Source organism: Blastococcus deserti, assembly GCF_042682525.1.
GTDB classification, from domain to species: Bacteria; Actinomycetota; Actinomycetes; order Mycobacteriales; family Geodermatophilaceae; genus Blastococcus_B; species Blastococcus_B deserti.
Map to the genome: position 1 here is coordinate 40,936 of NZ_JBHUHP010000002.1, position 18,901 is coordinate 59,836.

Sequence of the window (18,901 nt, forward strand, 5' to 3'; positions counted from 1 at the left end):
GCGGTCATGATCGCGGGTCGGCGGCCCGGGCGCCGCACGGCGGGCACCGACGTCGCCCGGTGGGGTGTCGGCCCTCGCCGCCCTTCGCCGGTGTCAGGCCGGCGGACCGTCGGCGTCGGTCGCCGCCACACGGAGGACCGGCAGGAACCCCCGGCGGCGGTACCAGCCCAGTGGCCAGTCGTCCTCGTCCGCTGCGACGACGAGGCTGCGTGCCCCGTCGTGGGCCAGCCGCCGGCGCGCGGCCTCCAGCAGGGCGTCGCCGAGCCCCGCCCCGCGGTATTCGGGGAAGACATCGACCTCCTGCAGCCGCGCCACCGCTGCGTGCGGCGCCGGGAGGAAGAACCCGCCGATGCCTCCGACCACGCGCTCGCCCACGTCGGTCGCCAGCCACATCCGGAGGCCGAGCCGCCGGGTCCGAGCCCGGGCCTGCGCAACCAGCTCCCGTGCCCCCGGCTCGTCGAGACCGAACGCCGCCTCGACCGCGATCCGCTCCCGCGTGTACCGAGCCCACCGGTTGTCGGCGTCGAGCGGCAGGAGGCGGAGGGAGCGGTCGCCGATCGGCGCCGTGGCGTCGCGCACCAGCAGTTGTCGCCCTCGCCCCGCTCGCTCGTCGGCCCCGAGGGCACGCGTTCCCGGCTGGAGCAACTGCTCGCTCAGCAGCGCGCACCCGACGACGTCCCCGGTGTGGCGGATCAGGAGGGTCCTTCCAGCCGGGTCTTCAGCGCGGCGAGGTCCTTGCGGTTGGCCCGGCGCATCGCCGCCGCCATGAACGGGCCCGCCAGGGCGGAGAGACCACCGGGCCGCCCGCGGTTGCGCAACGTCATGCGGGTGCCGTCGCCGACCGGCTCCCACGTGTAGGTCGTCTCCATGGGGAACGGACCGTCCGCGGTCCGCATCACCAGTCGCCGGTTCGGCTCGAGCTCGGCGACCTCGTAGGTGTAGGCCAGCCGACGGCCGAGGAACGTGGCCACGAAGTCCATCCGCGACCCCACGGCGACCGGGGGCGGTGTGCGCCACTCGACCGAGGAGATGTTGGCGTACCACTCCGGGGCGTGCGTGGGGTCGCCCGCGTAGGCGGCCACCTCGTCGCACGGACGCCGGATCACCGTCTCGGTGCACACGTCGACGTCCCGCGGCATGACCGTCACCTCCGCCCGCATCGTCGCGCGGGCGACGGCGGACCGTCCAGGGGCCGTCCTAGAGCGGGATCCGCAGGACCTGCCCGACGAGGATCCGGTTCGGGTCCTGCAGCCGGTTGGCCACCGCGATCCGCTGCACGGTGGAGCCGGTGTTCCGGGCGATGGCGGTGAGGGTGTCGCCGCGCACCACCTGGTGCAGCGAGTAGCCCTGCATCCCGCCGATGACGATGACCGGCACGGATTGGGTGTCGAGCCCGGGATCGCGCTCGCCGGTCGGGTCGTCGCCGAACAGCTCGAAGGTGGCCTGGCCGACGAAGTCGGTGGCCACCGGCGCCTCGTGGACGAAGGACTCCATGAGGCCCATGGAGCCGGCCGTGAAGGAGCCGGCCGCGATCTCACCGTCCGCGGCGCGGAGCAGCCAGCCGTAGGTGGCCTCGAACGCGGTGCCCAGCGCGGCGACGGCGAGGTTCCGTCCGATGAGGTCCCAGGCGAGCGGCTGGCGGAGCTGGATGCCGAAGGCGTCCATCGCACCTCCCGTGACGTGCAGGGCTCGGGCGCCGCGACTGTCCCCCGCACGGGCGGCCGCGACAACCCGGTCCCGTGCCGTGCCGGCGACGCGCCGGGCGGCACGCCGGAGAGCGCTGCATCGCGAGTGGGCGACGAAGCACGTGGGGCTCGTCCCCGCGGCGCCGCGGGCTCCGTGATGACGCCGGAGGCACGCGTCCCGGAAGGAGTGCCGCGGGGCCGGATCCGCGCGCCCGGCCCGCCTCGTCGGGGCCCTGGTCCCGCTGACCGCGCGCCACGTCGCCGCGGTGATGCTTCTTGGCTCGGCGGCCGGCGCTCAGACCAGCGAGCGGGCCACGTACGGGAGGATCCCGCCGTGGCGGAAGTACAGCGCCTCGGTGGCGGTGTCCAGTCGGACGGTGGCCGAGAACCGCTTCTCCGTCCCGTCGTCCGACCGCGCCAGGACGACGACGCAGCGGGGCCGGTCGGTCTCCGACAGCCCGCCGAGGCCCAGGACGTCGAAGGTCTCGTGCCCGGTGAGCCCGAGGGTCCCGACGCTGTCGCCGTCCCGGAACTGCAGGGGCAGGACGCCCATGCCGACGAGGTTGGACCGGTGGATGCGCTCGAAGCTCTCCGCGAGCACCGCCCGGACACCGAGGAGCGCGGTGCCCTTGGCCGCCCAGTCACGGGAGGAGCCGGTGCCGTACTCCTTGCCGGCCAGCACGACCAGCGGCACGTCGGCCGCGCGGTAGTGCTCGGCCGCGTCGTAGATGGTCCGCGGGGTGGCGTCGAGGTGGTCGAGGGTCCACCCGCCGCGGCGGTCGGGGACGAGCCGGTTGCGGAGGCGCTGGTTGCCGAAGGCGCCGCGCAGCATGACCTCGTGGTTGCCGCGCCGAGAGGCGTAGGTGCTGAGGTCGGTCTCGCCCCGGGCCCGGAGGAACGCGCCGGCCGGGCTGTCCGCGGGGATCCGCCCGGCGGGGCAGATGTGATCGGTGGTGATGGAGTCGCCCAGCACCGCCAGCACGCGCGCGCCGGTGATGTCGGAGGCCTCCGGCGGCGTCCGCGTGAGCCCCTCCAGGAAGGGCGGGCGGCGGACGTAGGTGGACCGCGGGTCCCAGTCGAACGTCGCCGTGCCGGCTGAGGGCAACGCGGCCCACCGCTCGTCACCGCGGAAGACGTCGGCGTAGCGGGCGGTGAACATCGCGGGTTCCAGGCCCGCCCGGATCACCTGCTGGACCTCCGCATCGGTCGGCCACAGGTCGCCGAGGTAGATCGGCCGGCCGTCCCGCCCGGTGCCCAGCGGCTGGTGCAGCAGGTCCACGTCCATGGAGCCCACCAGCGCGTAGGCGACCACCAGGGGTGGCGAGGCCAGGTAGTTCATCGCGACGTCGTTGTGGATGCGCCCCTCGAAGTTGCGGTTGCCGGAGAGGACGGCGGCCACCAGCAGGTCCCGATCGGCGACCTCCTCGCCGACCCCGGGGGCCAGGGGCCCGGAGTTGCCGATGCAGGTCATGCAGCCGTAGCCGATGGTGTGGAAGCCCAGCTCCTCCAGCGGCCGGTCCAGGCCCGAACGGTGCAGGTAGTCGGTGACCACCTTGGACCCCGGCGCCAGGCTCGTCTTCACCCACGGCCGGGTCGACAGCCCGGCCGCCACGGCGTTCCGGGCGAGCAGTCCCGCCGCGACCATCACGGAGGGGTTGGAGGTGTTGGTGCACGAGGTGATGGCCGCGATCGCCACGGCCCCGTGGTCGAGGCCCGCAGGTCGGCCGACGGCAGGAGTCGCGGACAGTGCCGGCGGATCGCTGGCGGGGAAGGACTCCCGACTCGCCTCGTCGACGCCGTCGTCGGGAGGTGCGGGAGACCGCTCGGCCAGCATCTCGCCGAGCACAGCCTGGAACCGGCTGCGCGCGCTGGCCAGCGGGACGCGGTCCTGGGGACGGCGCGGACCGGCCAGCGACGGCTCCACCGTCGACAGGTCCAGCCGCAGCAGGTCGGCGAAGCGCAGCGCCGCGGCGGGGTCGTGCCAGAGCCCCTGCTCCTTGGCGTACCGCTCGACCGCCTCGACGTGGTCGGCGTCCCGGCCGGTGAACCGCAGGTAGTCGACGGTCACCCGGTCGATCGGGAAGATCGCGCACGTGGAGCCGAACTCGGGGCTCATGTTGGCCAGCGTGGCCCGGTCGGCCAGCGGTACGGCGGCCACCGACGGGCCGGTGAACTCGACGAACGAGCCGACCACCCCGTGCGCCCGCAGCAGCTCGGCGATCGTCAGCACGAGGTCGGTGGCGGTGACGCCGGGACGCAGCTCGCCGGTCAGCTCGAGGCCCACGACCGGCGGGACGAGCGTGGCGACCGGCAGACCGAGCATCGCCGCCTCCGCCTCGATGCCACCGACGCCCCAGCCGAGCACGCCCAGGCCGTTGATCATCGTCGTGTGCGAGTCGGTGCCGACCAGGGTGTCGGGGAAGGCCAGCCCGTCGCGCAGGACGACGACGTCGGCGAGGTACTCGAGGTTGATCTGGTGCATGATCCCGGTTCCCGGCGGGACGACGGCGAGCCCGCGGAACTGGTCCTGCCCCCACTTGAGGAATCGATAGCGCTCGTCGTTGCGGCGGTACTCCTGCTCGACGTTGAGCGCGATGGCGTCGGGGCGGGCGAAGTGGTCGGCGACCACGGAGTGGTCGACGGTGAGCTCGGCGGGGATGACGGGGTTGACCGACGCGGGATCCCCGCCGAGCTCTCCGACGGCCTCCCGCATGGCCGCCAGGTCGACCAGGACGGGGACGCCGTTGGTGTCGTGGAGGAAGACCCGCGCGGGCGAGAAGGAAACCGCGTCCCCGGTTCCGGTGCCGTCGACCAGGCGGCGGACGGCGTCGGCGGTGACCGAGACGCCGTCCTCGTGCCGCAGCAGGTTCTCCAGCAGCACCTTGTGGGAGAACGGCAGCCGCTCCGCGCCAGGGACCGCCTCCAGCCGCCAGATCTCGCGCGGGCCGGCGTCGCCGAGGGCCACCCTGCCCCGCGCGTCGAAGCTGTCGAGTCGTCGCACGGACGTACGGAGCACGGATATATCCTACAGGCTGTACCGACGCGCTAAGATCAGCGTGACCACGGGGAGGAACGCAGCGTGAACGGACTGCCGGCCGCGCGCCCGATGCTCACCAAGTCCGACTACGCGTACGGCGAGGTCCGCGAGCGCATCATGTCGGGCCGGCTGCCCCAGGGCGCCACGGTGAACCTGGAGGCGCTCGCGGCCGAGCTGGACGTCAGCACCACCCCGGTCCGCGAGGCGATGCGCCGGCTGGCCTCCGAGGGCTTCGTCGTCCTCGACGCCCACCGGGACGCGCACGTGGCCCGGCTGACTGCCGCCGAGGCCCGGAACCTGTTCGAGGTGCGGCAGCAGCTCGATCCCCTGGCCATCCGGCTGGCCGCCGAGCGGCGCGACGAGGCGGACGTCGCGCAGATCCGGGCGGCGGCCGCATCGCTCGAGCCCCTGGGCGCCGGCAGTGGCCTGGCCGCCCTCGAGGCCCACCGCGCCTTCCACGCCGCGTTGTACCGCGCCTCCCACAACGAGCTGCTGATCAGCCTGCTCGACGGGCTGTGGGACAAGGCCGACCGCTACCGCCGCGCTGCGCTGGAGGCCCGGGAGGACTCACCCGACGACCGAGCCCGCGTCCAGGCCGAGCACCAGGCGATGATGCGCGCCGTCCTCGACCGCGACGCCGACGCGGCGGAGGAGCAGATGCGCGTCCACGTGGCCAACAGCCTGGGCCGTCGCGCGATCGACGTGCTGATGGAGCGCTGAGCAGGCGACGCGTCCGGGCCCGCTGCGCACCGGTGACCCGTCCCCCGATCCGACCGGCCGGCCCGACGGTCCCCGGCCCACCGCTCCACCCCGACGTGCGATGCCCGGAGCCGGGTGTATCCGACGGGGAACCTGTCCCCTCCTCCGGACGATGTCGAACTCGTCCTCGCCAACCCCGCCCCGGGGGATCCCCCGGCCGTCCGGCGGCGCTGACCAGGGCCTTCGTGCGGCCGCCGGCGTGGCCGTGCCGCGCGCCCGGATCAGCGCCCGGGCGGCGCCGCGAGCCGGTCCGTCCGGCGCGCGGAATCGGGGTCCGCGACGGCGCCGGGAGGGCCACACTCGGCAGCGCTTCCCCGGCGCGGCACGACGGATGAGGACCCACTCATGACAGCAGCCGGCTCCGAGCACTTCGACGCGGTCGTCGTCGGCAGTGGCTTCGGAGGCTCCGTGACCGCCTACCGCCTGGCCTCGGCCGGACTGCGCGTCTGCGTCCTGGAGCGGGGAAAGGCCTACCCCCCGGGCTCCTTCGCGCGCACCCCGTACGAGATGCAGCGCAACTTCTGGGATCCCAGCGAGGGCCTGCAGGGGCTGTTCGACCTGTGGTCCTTCCGGGGCCTGGAGGCCGTCGTCGCCAGCGGTCTGGGCGGCGGGTCGCTGATCTACGCCAACGTCCTCATCCGCAAGGACGAGCGCTGGTTCGTCCAGGAGGACCCGGTGCCGGGCGGCGGCTACGAGCACTGGCCGATCAGCCGGGCCGACCTGGACCCGCACTACGACGCGGTCGAGCGGATGCTGCGCGCCCGGCCGTACCCGATGGACACCGAGCCGTACGCCTCCACGCCCAAGACCCTCGCCCTGCGGGACGCCGCCCAGCGGCTCGGCCTGGACTGGGACCTGCCGAAGCTCGCGGTGAGCTTCAGCAGCAACGGCGGCCGGCCGGTCCCGGGCGAGGCGATCCAGCCGTACGAGTACGGCAATCTCCACGGCAGGCTGCGCACCACCTGCCGGCTCTGCGGCGAGTGCGACATCGGCTGCAACTACGGCAGCAAGAACACCCTCGACCACACCTACCTGTCCGCGGCGGCCCACGCCGGCGCCACGATCCGGACGCGCAGCGAGGTCCGGCGGATCGCCCCGGCCGACGGCGGCGGCTACCGGATCTCCTACGTCGGCCACGACCCGGCGGCCGAAGGACGGCGCACCCGTACCGATCGGCTGCCGCAGACCGAGATCAGCGCCGACCGGCTGGTCCTGGCCGCCGGTGCCCTGGGCACCCCGTACCTGCTGCTGCGCAACCGGTCCGCCTTCCCGGCGATGTCCCGGACCCTGGGCACGCGGTTCAGCGGCAACGGCGACCTGCTGACCTTCGTCCTGGGCGCGCGGAATACCGACGGCAGCCCCCGGCGGATCGAGGGCAGCCGCGGCCCGGTGATCACCAGCCGGATCCGGGTGGCCGACGAGGCCGACGGCGACGGGGCCGAGGGCCGGGGCTTCTACGTCGAGGACGCCGGCTATCCCTACTTCGCCGAGTGGATGGTGGAGGCCGCCAACGCGCCGGCCACCGCCGTGCGCATCGCGAGGTTCGCGGCCAACCGGCTGTGGGCGCGGGTCACCGGCTCGCCCCGGTCGGGGCTCGGCTCGGAGATGCAGGCCCTGCTGGGCAACGCCGCCTTCTCCGCGGGTTCGCTGCCGATCCTGGGCATGGGGCGGGACGTGCCCGACGGGGTGCTGCGGCTGCGCCGCGGCTACCTCCAGGTCGACTGGACCAGCGCCACGTCCACGCGCTACTTCGCACGGGTCCGCGGCGTCATGCGCGACGTCGCGGGCGAACTCGGCGCCGGTTTCCGGGACAACCCGATCTGGCACCTGCGCCGGCGGGTCATCACGGTGCACCCGCTCGGCGGCGCGCCGATGGGCCGGCATCCCCGGGAGGGTGTCGTCGACTCGTTCGGCGAGGTCTTCGGTCACCCGGGCATGTACGTGGCCGACGGGGCCGCCATGCCGGGCCCCGTCGGCGCCAACCCGTCGCTCACGATCGCCGCCTTCGCCGACCGGCTGGCCGAGCACCTGCTCGACCAGCACGCACGACGCGGCACGGTCGTCCGCACCGCCGCGCGGGCGAAGGGGGAGGAGCACACCCCGGCCGCGCCCACCATCCCGGCGCCGGCCCCGTCCCCGGAGGGGCGGGCTACCCGACTCGCCTTCACCGAGGAGATGAAGGGCTTCGTCACCCTCGGGGAGACCGACCACCAGCGCGGCTTCGACCGCGGCCGGGCCCAGGGCACGCGGCTGATGTTCCACCTGACCATCACGATCGAGGACGTCGACCGCTTCCTCGTCGATGCCGAGCGGACCGGCACGGCCGTCGGCTGGGTGGAGTGCGAGGCCCTGGGCGGGCGGCTGCCGGTCGAGCGAGGCACGTTCAACCTCTTCGTGCACACGCCGGCCGACGGCGGCGACCCGCGCCGCTCGCGGATGCTCTACCGGCTGTTCTTCCGCGACGGCGCCGGCAACCCGGTCACCCTGTCGGGCTTCAAGGACGTGCACGACGACCCCGGCTGGGACGTCTGGCGCGACACGTCGACGCTGTACGTCCGGCTCTACTCCGGTCACCGGGAGACGGACGAGGACGGGGACGCCGAGCTGCTCGGCAGCGGCATCATCACCATCCACCTGCCCGACTTCATGAAGCAGCTGACCACGCTCCGCGCCAGCGGGCCCCGGCCCGGTGACTCCGTGCGGGCGGTGCAGGCCTTCGGCTCGGTCTTCCTCGGCGAGCTGTGGAACACCTACGGCCCCCGGGTGCTGGAGACGGCGGGGAGCCGGCCGTGACGACGCCGGCGACGGCGCAGGCTCCCTCCCCCGCCTCGCGCCGATCGCTCGCCGAGAGGGTCAGCGGCCTGCTCGGCAGGCGGCGATGGACGGTGCTGGTCCTCTGGGTCCTCGTCCTCGCCACGGCCGCGGTCGTCGGCCGGCCGCTGCCCGGCCTGCTCTCCGGCGGCGGCTGGTACGTGCACGGCTCCCAGTCGCAGCAGGCCGTCGAGGCGGTCCGGGAGGGCTTCCTCGCCCGCGGTGCCACGGCCGTGACCCTGCTGGTGCACGACGAGCGCAACACCGCCGACGAGCCCGAGTTCGCCGACCGCGTCCGCGCGGTGACCGACGACCTCACCGGTCGCGACGAGCTGGAGGTGAGCGGCACCTACGGCTGGGCCACGCTCGGCGAGCAGGCCCGCGAGCCCTTCGTGGGCGAGGACGGCCGCACCGTCATCACCCTGGTCGCGCTCGATCTGGACGACGGCCGTGCCCGGCAGCTGCTCCCCGAGGTGCAGGACGAGCTCACCGAGCGCTACGGCGACCAGGGACTGCGGGTGGCCCTCGTGGGCGCGGCGTCCTTCTGGGGCGAGGTCACCGTGCTCAGCGAGGAGGGGCTGACCCAGGCCGAGCTGGTCACCCTGCCGCTCATCCTGCTGCTCCTGCTGCTCCTCTACCGCAGCGTCGTCGCCTCGGTCGTCTCGCTGGTCGTGGCGATCACCGGGATCGTGGTGGCCCTCGGCGTCCTCACCGTGGTGACCGGCTGGCTCGAGCTCTCGGTGTTCGTGCAGAGCGCCGTGACGATGCTGGGGCTCGGCGTCGGGGTGGACTACGCGCTGTTCGTGATCAGCCGGTTCACCGCGGAGCTCCGCGGCGGCGCGACACCGCGGCAGGCGGTGGCAACGACGCTGCGGACCTCCGGCGAGACCGTGCTGTCCTCGGCGCTGGTGATCGTCCTGGCGATGGCGTCGCTCTTCCTCGTCCCGCTGGGCGTCGTGCACTCCATCGCGCTCGGCGCGATCGTCGTCGTGGCGCTGGCCGCGCTCACCAGCGTGCTGGTGCTGCCGACGCTCCTGCTGCTGCTCGGCCACCGCATCGAGGCCGGGCGCATCCCCCTGCCCCGCCGTCGGGCAGCCCGCGAGGGCTCGGGCTGGGAAGCGCTCACCGTGCGGATCATGCGGCGGCCGTGGACGGTGCTGCTGGTCACCCTGGCCGTCCTGCTCGCGCTGGCCTGGCCGGCGCTGAACCTGCACGTCTTCACCGCCGACGCCCGGATCGTGCCTCCGAGCTCCCCCGTGCGGCAGGGCTACGACGTGCTGCAGGAGCAGTTCGGCCCGGGCGCCGCCTCCCCCATGACCGTGGTCGTCCAGAGCCGGATGCCGCTCGCCGGGTCCGGCGCCGGCGACGGGCTGACCGGCCTGCAGGAGCGGCTCGAAGGCCTGGACGGCGTCGCGCGGGTGGACTCCCCGCTGGGGCTGCTGGACCAGTTGAGTCCCGGTGACCCGCTCGCGGCGCTGGACCCCGAGGTCCGCGACGGACTGCCACCGGACGTCGCGGCCACCGTGGACCACTTCGTCTCCGACGACGGGCGGCGGCTGGTGCTCGACGTCGTGCCCGACGACAACGCCGCCAGCGCCTCGGCGCGCACCCTGATCGGCGAGGTGCGGTCGGAGACGGCGGCCGCCCTGGACGGCAGCGGGGTGTCGGCGGTCGTCGGCGGGGAGACCGCCGAGGGCGTCGACAGCAACCAGGCGATCACCGAGCGGCTGCCGTGGGCGCTCGCGCTGATGCTGGGCGTGATCTTCGTGGTCCTGCTGCTGACGTTCCGGTCGCTGCTGCTGCCGCTGAAGGCAATCGCGGTCAACCTGCTGTCGGCCGCGGCCGCGTTCGGGCTGCTGGTCCTGGTGTTCCAGGACGGCGTCGGCGCCGGGCTGCTCGGGGTCGAGCCCTCCACGCACCTGCAGAACATCGTGCCGGTCCTGCTGCTGGCGCTGCTGTTCAGCCTGAGCACCGACTACGAGATCTTCCTGCTCAGCAGGGTGCGGGAGGAGTGGCTGGCCACCGGCGACGGCACGGTCAGCGTGGCCCGGGGCGTCGCGCGGACCGGCCCGCTCATCTCGGGTGCCGCCGTGCTGATGGTCGCCGTCTTCGGCGCGTTCGCGTTCACCGCCATCCTGCCGCTGCAGCAGCTCGGCCTGGGGCTGGCGGTGGCCATCGCGCTCGACGCGACCGTGATCCGGCTGCTCGTCGTCCCGGCCTCGATGCGGCTGCTCGGCGCCTGGAACTGGTGGCTGCCCGGGCAGGGCCGCCCGGCCCGCCCCACCCCGGTGCCGGCCGGCGTGCCGGCCCCACGTCAGGCCCCACGTCAGGAATCCGACGCGGCCGCGACCTCCCGGTCGGCCGCGACGACACCGCCCGAGGACACCAGGAGCCGCTCATGACCGCCACGGCCGACGGACCGCCCCCCGACGTCCGCACCCAGGGCCTGGCGCCGCCGAGGGTGCCGGCCGACGACCCCGCGGAGTCCTTCGAGCGACAGCGGGGCACCCGGTGGCTGCAGCCGAGCCTGCTGCTGCAGACCGCCCTGCAAGCCGTCATCAGCGGCGTGCTGGGCCAGTACAACGACAAGCGCGAGCAGATGGGCGACATCGACGCCCAGGGCTACCTCGACCTCAGCGACGCCGACGGCGACCTGTGGGTCGACTACGTGTCCGACACGGGCGACGGTTTCGACGCCACCTACGCCGTCGCGGCGCTGCTCTCCCGCCCGGCGCTCGAGCTCGCGACGCCGGTCGGGCAGCCCCACCCCACCCGGCGCGGCCGATTGCTGGTCATGGGCGGCGACGAGTGCTACCCGGCCGCGAGCGTCGACGAGTACGAGAACCGGCTGATCGGCCCCTACCGGGCCGCGCTGCCGGAGGTGCCCGACGACGAGGCCCCCTACCTACAGGCCGTGCCCGGCAACCACGACTGGTACGACGGGCTGACCGCCTTCATGCGCACCTTTTGCCAGAAGCGGTGGATCGGGGGGTGGCGCAGCGCGCAGGCCCGCAGCTACTTCGCCACGAAGCTGTCGGCCGGCTGGTGGCTGTGGGGGATCGACATCCAGTTCGACACCTACCTCGACGAGGCGCAGCTGGCCTACTTCAAGACGGTGGCCCGGGAGCTCCAGCCCGGCGACGCGATCGTGCTGTGCACGGCCAAGCCCAGCTGGGTGGCGGCGACCGACGACGACGTCGAGGCCTACGCCACCCTCGACTTCTTCGAGCGCACCGTGGTCCGCCCGAGAGGCGCCGCCGTCCGCCTGGCGCTGACCGGCGACCGGCACCACTACTCGCGCTACGCCGCGCGGGACGGCGCGCAGAAGATCACCGCGGGTGCCGGCGGCGCCTACCTCTCCCCCACCCACCACCTGCCGCCGTCGATCCTGGTGCCGCCACCGGAGAGCCGGGCGCGCAGCAAGAGCCCCTCGACGCCGTACGAACGCGAGGCCGTCTACCCCGACCCGGCGGACTCCCGCCGCCTCGGCTGGGGCATCCTGCGCCTGCCCCTCGGCACCTGGACGTTCGCCGCCCTGCTGGGCGGTCTCTACGCGCTGCTCGCCCTCGCGGTGGGTGCGGCGCTGCGCGAGCCGGCGCACGGCCTGCTGGACGACCTGCGGGCGATGGCCGCCGCCCTGCGCGACGCGAGCCTCGCCAACCTCGCCGGGGGCCTGGTCAACAGCGTCGCCGGCCTCGTCCTGTGCGCCGTCGCGCTCGGCGGCGCCATCGCCTTCACCAAGCACGCCTCGCAGTGGCGCGGACGGATCGTGGGGCTGGCCCACGGTCTCCTGCACCTGGCGCTGGCGGTGGCGGTGATCCGGCTCGCCACCTGGCTGACCGCCGGGGTGCCCGGCGTCTGGTCGCTGGCGCTGGTCGTGCCGCTGGTGTTCGTGGTGGGCGGGCTGCTGGCGGCGGAGCTGGTGGCGGTCTACCTGCTCGTCGCCGACCGCTTCGGCCTGAACAGCAACGAGTTGTTCGCCGGCCAGGCCATCCCCGACCGCCGCAACTTCCTCCGGCTGCGGCTGCAGCCCGACGGCACGCTCACCGTCTACCCCGTCGGCCTGCCACGGGTGCCCCGCCGCTGGCGCGTGCGGGAGGGGGCGCCCACGGACGGCGAGCGGTTCGAGGCGGTCGACACGCCACTGGCGCCGGTCCTCATCGAGCCCCCCATCCGGATCGCCCGTACGCCGCAGGCGCCCGCGCCGCAGCCGCCCGCGGCACGACGGATCCCGGCGCAGACGGTGTCCACGCTCGACGACGCGGTTCCCCGAGGTGCGCCCGTGACCGGGTCCCACGTCCCTCCGAACCCTCCCGGGGCCAGCCAGGCCCCGCCCGCCTTCCCCGCCTCCGAGAGGACGACGTCATGACCACCACGCGCGCGGGCGTGCGCGCCGGCCTGCCCCGACAACGGGGCGTGCCCTCGCCGGCCGAGGACCCGCCACCGATCCCGGACTCCGGCGGCGCGCCGGCCTGGAAGAAACGCATCAACAGCCACGAGCTGTTCGTCCACGACAGCATCGACAGCCTCGGCTTCGACTGGGAGCGCGTCGCCAACCCCGGCATCGCGCCGAGGTTCCCGCGCAAGATCTACCTGCCCCAGACGACCGAGGACGTGGTGGCCGCCGTGCGCGAGGCGAAGTCGCTCGGCGAGCAGCTCCGGGTGCGCAGCAAGGGCCACTCCAGCAACGACCTGGTGGTGACCGACGGCGGCTCGGTGCTGCTGACGGAGAAGCTGAACGGGATCCTCGAGGTCGACCGGGCGGGGATGACCGCGACCATCCAGGCCGGCGCCGTCTCCGCCCAGATCGACGACCACCTCTCCGAGATGGGCCTGGGCCTGCCCGTCATCGGCGACCACAACCACATCACGGCGGGCGGGTTCGCCTCCGTGGGCGGCATCAGCCCGGCGTCCCACCGGTTCGGGCTGTTCGTCGACACCATCGAGCGGCTGCAGTACGTCACCTGGGACGGCGAACTGGTCACCTGCAGCCGCGAGGAGAACGCGGCCGACTTCCACAAGGTGCTCTGCGGGCTGGGCCGGCACGGTGTGATGGCGACGATCACCGTCCGGCTGATCGACATCGACAAGTACACGACCGTGCTGAAGAACCACCAGACCCATTACTGGGACGTCGCGACGTTCATCGACGGCGCCGCGCAGGCGATCCGCAACCCCGGCGAGGCGCTGTACGAGCGCGGGGTGTGGATCGACTTCCCGCGCGGGGACGGCGGGAGCTTCGGCCTCGGCCAGTTCTCGGCGTACCACCCCACCGAGCAGACGACGTACGCCCGGCTGCGCGACCGGGTGGCCTACGACGCCCTGCACGGCCTGGGCTACGTGGGCGGGCGGCTGCCGGCGCCGCTGGACCAGGCGCTGAAGTACGTCGGGATGACCGGCGTCGTCTTCAGCCCGGCGTACGCGACCGTGAAGAACGTCGAGTTCTTCACCGACAAGGTGCTCGACTCGACGGTCGGCGACCCGACCCGCATGTTCATCGTGCTGGCGCCGCTCGACCGCTTCGAGGAGCTGTTCCGCGAGACCTACGACCTGATGCGGCGCTACCGCGCCGAGCGGGACTGCTTCACGTTCATCTCGGTGTACGTCAAGGGCATCACCAGCGAGTACCTCGCCACGGAGGGCCGCGGCAAGCAGTTCTGCGAGCTCATGTTCTTCCAGGGCATGAGCGCCGGCGGCATGGACGAGCAGGCCCTCGAGGACCTGGTGACCGAGCTCGACGACATCTGCATCGCCCACCACGGCTTCCGCTACATGCACACCAAGACGTCGAAGGACCCTGCGCGCCGGGCCGAGGTCGACCCCAACGCGTACTGGACCCGGATGGCCGAGCAGCAGAGCGCTGCGGCCGCGAAGGAGGAGATCGTCGGTGCGTGAGATCCCGCTCTACACCCTGGACGGCGTGCCCGACGCCGACGTCCGCACGTACTACTTCCCGACCGAGGACGGACTCGGCCTGAGCCTGCTGCGGTTCAGCCGGGGCACCCAGGCCACCGAGTCGGTGCTGGTCATCCACGGCCTCACGACGTCCACGGACATGTTCATCATGCCCGAGCACCGGAACCTGGTGACCTACCTGCTCGACAACGGTTACAGCGACGTCTGGTGCATGGACTTCCGGATGAGCAACCGGTTCTCGTACAACCTGTTCAAGCACCGCTACACCATGGACGACATCGCGCTGTACGACTTCCCCCCGGCGGTCGAGCTGATGCGGCAGCACACCGACGGAAAACCCATCCACGTCATCTGCCACTGCCTCGGTGCGGTGTCGTTCCTCATGAGCCTGTTCGGCGGGGCCGTCGACGGGATCGCCAGCGTCATCGCCAACAGCGTGGGGCTGACGCCGCGGGTGCCGACGTGGTCGCGGGCCAAGCTGACCTTCGCACCGGTCCTGGTCGAGGACGTCATCGGCCTGCCGTACCTGAACCCCCGCTGGAGCGAGGACCCGGGCCCGTCCCGCGGGAAGCTCTTCTCGAAGATCGTGTCGGCGTTCCACAAGGAGTGCGACGAGCCGGACTGCCACATGCTGAGCCTGATGTGGGGCACCGGATGGCCGGCGCTCTACAGCCACGAGAAGCTCGCCGACGTCACCCACCGGCGCGGCGGCGACCTCTACGGGGCGACGAGCATGAACTACTACCGGCACGTCCGGAAGATGGTCGCGGCCGGGAACGCGGTGAAGATGCACCCCGAGGACCCGCGCTACGACCGGCTGCCGGACGACTACCTCCAGAACGCGGCGGACATCCGGACGCCGGTGATGCTGGCGACCGGCGACCACAACAACGTGTTCCGGGACTCCAACATCGTCTGCCACCGCGAGCTGGAACGCCGCGCACCGGGCCGGCACGAGCTCGCGGTGCTGCCCGGCTACGGGCACCAGGACCCGTTCATGGGCGAGCACGTGGCCGAGGAGGTCTTCCCGACGTTCCTCGACTTCCTGGACCGGCACCGCGCGGGTGCGACGGCCGTGCCGGCGGGCGCCGACCGGACGGCCGAGGCCGTGCCCGCGACCGCGCCGGCACCGCGGGGTTCCGCGGAGTCGGCCGCCGTCGGCGACAAGGAGGGCATGCAGAAGGCGCTCTGACCCGCTGCGGCCGCGTCGGGGTGGGTGGTTTCCACCGTCCGGCTGCGGCGGTCGCCGCGGTGGCGGCGGGAGGCGTGCCCCCCGCCGCCGACCACGTCGGTCTACGAGGCCGCCACTGCCTCCGACGGCCGGGGCACGAACGGGGCCGGTGGGATCCGGTGCCCCTGCCGGAAGACCTCGTGCGGGTCGTAGTCGGCCTTCACCCGCCGCAGCCGTGCGTAGACCTCCTCGGGCCAGACGTCCGCCATCGCATCGGTGTCGGCCGCCCCGAGGAAGGTGAGCAGGCAGCCCCGCGCCGCCCACGGCGACAGCGCCGCGTGGACCGCCTGCGCCGCGGCCGGGATGGCGTCGACGACCGGTGGCACGAGCACTCCGCGGGTCAGGAGATTGAACGCCGCGTCCCGGGCAGGCACCGCGTTCGGGATCCGCGGCTCCCGGGCCAGGGCGCCACCGAGATGCCGCAGCTCGACCACCACCAGCGGAGAGGCGGCCTGCGGGCCGGCGACGGCGAGCAGCGCGTCGACCGCTTCGACCGGCAGCTCGCGCAGGGTCGCGCCGCGGTGCTCACTGGGGACGGGCGTGGTCGGATCCCGGTAGATGGCCGCGGATGCCGCGTACGGCATCTCGGTGACCGCGTCCTCGAGCAACGGCGCGACCGTGCGCATCGGCGCGAGCAGCCGGGCACCTTCCTCCGCGGGACCGACGTGCGCGACCCGCAACGCCACCACGCACCGTCCCCGCAGCGGCTCCGGGACGAAGGGCGCGTCGGGGAAGCGCATGATCGCGACCGAGGTGCAGGTCTCGTCAGGCAGGGTGGCCACCCACTCGCGCCAGCGGTGCAGGACCGCGGGGGCGGCGTCCCCTGGGTACAGCAGCAGGCCCCCGTAGATGCTGCGCAGGGGCAGCAGGTCGAGGGTCATCTCGGTGACGACGGCGAACGCTCCCCGGCCACCGCGCAGCGCCCAGAACAGCTCCGGCTCGCTGCCCGCGTCGACCTGCCGGACCCGCCCGTCGGCCGTGACGGCCACGCAGGACCGGACCAGGTCCGCGCCGAAGCCGAAGGCGCGACCGAGGATCGGCAGCCCGCCGCCCAGGAGGTAGCCGACGGCGCCGACGTCGGGGGACGAGCCGCTCAGCGGTGCGAGCCCGTGCGGAGCGGCGGCCGCGATCACGTCGGCCCAGCGGGCGCCGGCCGCGATGCGGGCCGTGCGCGCCACCGGGTCCACCGAGACCGATCGCATCCGCCCCGTGGTGATGAGCAGGCCGCCGGCGACGCCGACCTCCGCCCCGTGACCGGTGGCCTGGACCGCGACGGGCAACCGACTCGCGGCGGCCCAGCCGACCGCGGCCGCGACGTCGGCGGTGGAGGTGGCCGCGACGACGACGTCCGGCCGGTGCCGGGCGGCGAGGTTGAACGGGGTGATCTCGTCGGCGAGCCCCGGGTCGCCGGGTACCAGGACGGGACCGGTGACGGCGGCGCGCAGGGCCGGCAGGTCGGTGGGGACGAGAGGTTCGGGGACGGGCAGGTCGGCGGGCACGGTGATGGTCATGTCGGTTCCTCCGGTGGGCGCCGCTGGTGCGGCCGCGGGTGGGGTGGTGGAGAGGGCGGTCAGCAGCTCAGCGCCGGGTTCCAGGGGGCGAAGGTGCCGGCGGGGTTGTGCGCCCAGAGCCAGACGTGCAGGTCGTAGTGGACGGGCATGCCGGGTTCGTGGCCGGGCATGGGCCCGTCGAACGGCTGCCCGAACAGCGACGGCCGGTCGTCGTCGGTGGTCGGGTCCTGGTCCGCGTCGGCCTGGAAGTACTCGACTCCGGCCAGCCGCGGCCCGTTCTCCGTGGGGACGTAGAGGAGGATCGCCGGGCGCCGGGGGTCGATCGACCCCAGCCGGGCCGGGTTGACGTAGTGCACCCCCATGACACCGTCGGGCGAGGCCGCGCACTCCGGGGAGGGTCGGTAGCCGTCGGCGAGGGCGGCCTCCACCCGGTGGTACCGGGCGGTGGCGGCCCGCACCGAGGCCAGCTCGGCCTCCCCGGCGGCGGCGCGCGGACCGGCGGACGGGCGGTGGCCGGGGGAATCGTGCGCACCGGCGGACGGCGCGGCGGCGAGGCCGGTGACCGCGGCCGCGGCCAGGGCGGTGGAGACGGACAGGGCACGCAGGGGGCGCTTCACGGGGTCCTCCTCGGTGTGGGGGCCGGCGCGGGGAGCGCCGGCGGCGAGAAGGAGCCTGCGGGGACGACCGGGGTGCCCCCATCCCGCGAGGCGGGGAACCTCGGGGGGCCCGGACTCCCGCAATCGAGGGGGTCCCCGACGCGCCCGGAGCCCCTACCGTTCCGGTGTGGCCACCAGGAACGAGCTCGAGCGGCGCCGTGACGAGGTGCTGAGGGTCTGTGAGCGGCCGGGCACCGCGGAGGAGCTCTTCAGGGACCTGCTGCTCCGGCTGCGGCGGCTCGTCCCGTTCACCGGCAGCCTCTGCTTCGGACTGGACCCGGCGACCCACCTCGCCACCGCGCCCGCGCTCATCGACGGCGTGCATGCGTCGCACTGCGGCTCGTTCTGGCCCCGGGAGTTCCTCGTCGAGGACACGAACCTGTTCCTCGCGATGGCCAGGACGCAGACCGCGGCCGCGGGGCTGGTCGAGGCCACCGGCGCCCGACCCGTGCGCAGCGCGCGGTACCGCGAGTTCATGGCCCCGCAGGGGTACGGCGACGAGCTGCGCGCGGTCCTCCGGGCCGAGCGGTCCGCCTGGGGGTCGATCAGCCTCTACCGGCCCACCGAGGAGCGGCCGTTCTCACCCGACGAGATCGCCTTCGTCGCCGGTCTCACCCGGCCGGTGGCGGAGGCCCTGCGCGCCCGCCTGGTCGCCGAACGGCGGTCGACCGGCGCGCAGCCGCACAGCCCGGGCGTCGTGCTGTTCGACGGATCGGGCAACCTGCTCAACGCGAATGACGCGGCGCGGGCGTGGTTCGACGAACTCCCCGACGTCGGGATCGGCGCCGAGGTCCCGTCACCGGTGCGGGTGCTGCTCGCGCACGGGCTCGCGGTCGCCGAGGGCCACGAGCGCGGCCCCGCGCGGATGCGGCTGCGCACCGGACGTGGCCGCTGGCTGGTGCTGCACGCCTCCCACCTGCCCGGCGCGGCCGGCACGGACGACCTGCTGGCGGTGGTCGTCGAACCGGCGACCAGTGCGGAGGTCGCACCGATCATCGTCGAGGCCTACGCCCTGACCCCCCGCGAGCAGGACATCATCTCGGCGCTCGCCCGGGGTCTGGGCACGGCGGAGATGGCGCAGCAGCTGTTCCTGTCGGCGCACACCGTGCGCGACCACGTGAAGTCCGTCTTCGCGAAGCTGGGCGTCTCCACCCGCGGGGAACTCGTCGCGAAGCTGTTCGCCGAGCACTACGAGCCCGCGCTGGAACAGCGCGTGACCCGGATGCCCCTGGAGGCCTGAGAACAGGAGGCGGGCATCCGGTGGCTCGCTCCGCTGCGCCCGGGACGACGAAGGG

General features: G+C 73.8%; 13 protein-coding genes. 7 read left to right on the forward strand and 6 right to left on the reverse strand.

Going from position 1 to position 18,901, the window contains the following annotated elements; genetic code table 11:
- Positions 1 to 93: 93 nt before the first annotated feature.
- The 4 genes from ACFSHS_RS03675 to acnA form a co-directional block, all read right to left on the reverse strand.
- Positions 94 to 579 (reverse strand): GNAT family N-acetyltransferase, encoded by a 486-nt coding sequence (locus tag ACFSHS_RS03675; protein WP_376871882.1) that lies wholly within the window; start codon positions 577 to 579, stop codon positions 94 to 96.
- 113 nt (positions 580 to 692) lie between these two features.
- Positions 693 to 1,139, reverse strand: a complete 447-nt coding sequence (locus tag ACFSHS_RS03680) for an SRPBCC family protein (RefSeq protein WP_376871885.1) — start codon at positions 1,137 to 1,139, stop codon at positions 693 to 695.
- Positions 1,140 to 1,197: 58 nt separating this feature from the next.
- On the reverse strand, positions 1,198 to 1,665 hold the full coding sequence (locus ACFSHS_RS03685; protein WP_376871887.1) for a LysM peptidoglycan-binding domain-containing protein: 468 nt from the start codon (positions 1,663 to 1,665) through the stop codon (positions 1,198 to 1,200).
- A 315-nt stretch (positions 1,666 to 1,980) separates the two neighbouring features.
- Positions 1,981 to 4,701 carry an aconitate hydratase AcnA gene (gene acnA, locus ACFSHS_RS03690; RefSeq protein WP_376871889.1) on the reverse strand — a complete coding sequence of 907 codons (2,721 nt, stop codon included), beginning with the start codon at positions 4,699 to 4,701 and terminating at the stop codon, positions 1,981 to 1,983.
- A 63-nt stretch (positions 4,702 to 4,764) separates the two neighbouring features.
- Between acnA and ACFSHS_RS03695 the strand changes: the two genes are divergently transcribed.
- The 6 genes from ACFSHS_RS03695 to ACFSHS_RS03720 all read left to right on the forward strand — a co-directional run bounded on the left by ACFSHS_RS03695 (position 4,765) and on the right by ACFSHS_RS03720 (position 15,400).
- Entirely contained in the window at positions 4,765 to 5,442 is a 678-nt protein-coding gene (locus ACFSHS_RS03695) for a GntR family transcriptional regulator (protein ID WP_376871891.1), read from the forward strand.
- 384 nt (positions 5,443 to 5,826) lie between these two features.
- Complete coding sequence (locus tag ACFSHS_RS03700; protein ID WP_376871894.1) at positions 5,827 to 8,274, forward strand: GMC oxidoreductase; 2,448 nt, start codon at positions 5,827 to 5,829, stop codon at positions 8,272 to 8,274.
- On the forward strand, positions 8,271 to 10,694 hold the full coding sequence (locus ACFSHS_RS03705) for an MMPL family transporter (protein ID WP_376871896.1): 2,424 nt from the start codon (positions 8,271 to 8,273) through the stop codon (positions 10,692 to 10,694). The genes ACFSHS_RS03700 and ACFSHS_RS03705 overlap by 4 nt, the downstream gene beginning before the upstream one ends.
- Complete coding sequence (locus tag ACFSHS_RS03710; protein ID WP_376871899.1) at positions 10,691 to 12,661, forward strand: hypothetical protein; 1,971 nt, start codon at positions 10,691 to 10,693, stop codon at positions 12,659 to 12,661. The genes ACFSHS_RS03705 and ACFSHS_RS03710 overlap by 4 nt, the downstream gene beginning before the upstream one ends.
- Complete coding sequence (locus tag ACFSHS_RS03715; protein ID WP_376871901.1) at positions 12,658 to 14,187, forward strand: FAD-binding oxidoreductase; 1,530 nt, start codon at positions 12,658 to 12,660, stop codon at positions 14,185 to 14,187. Before ACFSHS_RS03710 ends, ACFSHS_RS03715 begins: the two co-directional genes overlap by 4 nt.
- Positions 14,180 to 15,400, forward strand: a complete 1,221-nt coding sequence (locus ACFSHS_RS03720) for an alpha/beta fold hydrolase (RefSeq protein WP_376871904.1) — start codon at positions 14,180 to 14,182, stop codon at positions 15,398 to 15,400. Before ACFSHS_RS03715 ends, ACFSHS_RS03720 begins: the two co-directional genes overlap by 8 nt.
- 101 nt (positions 15,401 to 15,501) lie before the next feature.
- On the opposite strand, the gene ACFSHS_RS03725 is transcribed toward ACFSHS_RS03720, so the two are convergent.
- A complete protein-coding gene (locus tag ACFSHS_RS03725; RefSeq protein WP_376871907.1) occupies positions 15,502 to 16,950 on the reverse strand; it encodes an FAD-binding oxidoreductase in 1,449 nt (482 codons plus the stop codon).
- A 59-nt stretch (positions 16,951 to 17,009) separates the two neighbouring features.
- Positions 17,010 to 17,567, reverse strand: a complete 558-nt coding sequence (locus tag ACFSHS_RS03730) for a hypothetical protein (protein WP_376871910.1) — start codon at positions 17,565 to 17,567, stop codon at positions 17,010 to 17,012.
- A 166-nt stretch (positions 17,568 to 17,733) separates the two neighbouring features.
- Here ACFSHS_RS03730 and ACFSHS_RS03735 point away from each other — a divergent pair, with 166 nt between their 5' ends.
- Positions 17,734 to 18,846, forward strand: coding sequence for a helix-turn-helix transcriptional regulator (locus ACFSHS_RS03735; protein ID WP_376871913.1), 1,113 nt, complete (start codon positions 17,734 to 17,736; stop codon positions 18,844 to 18,846).
- Positions 18,847 to 18,901: the final 55 nt, after the last annotated feature.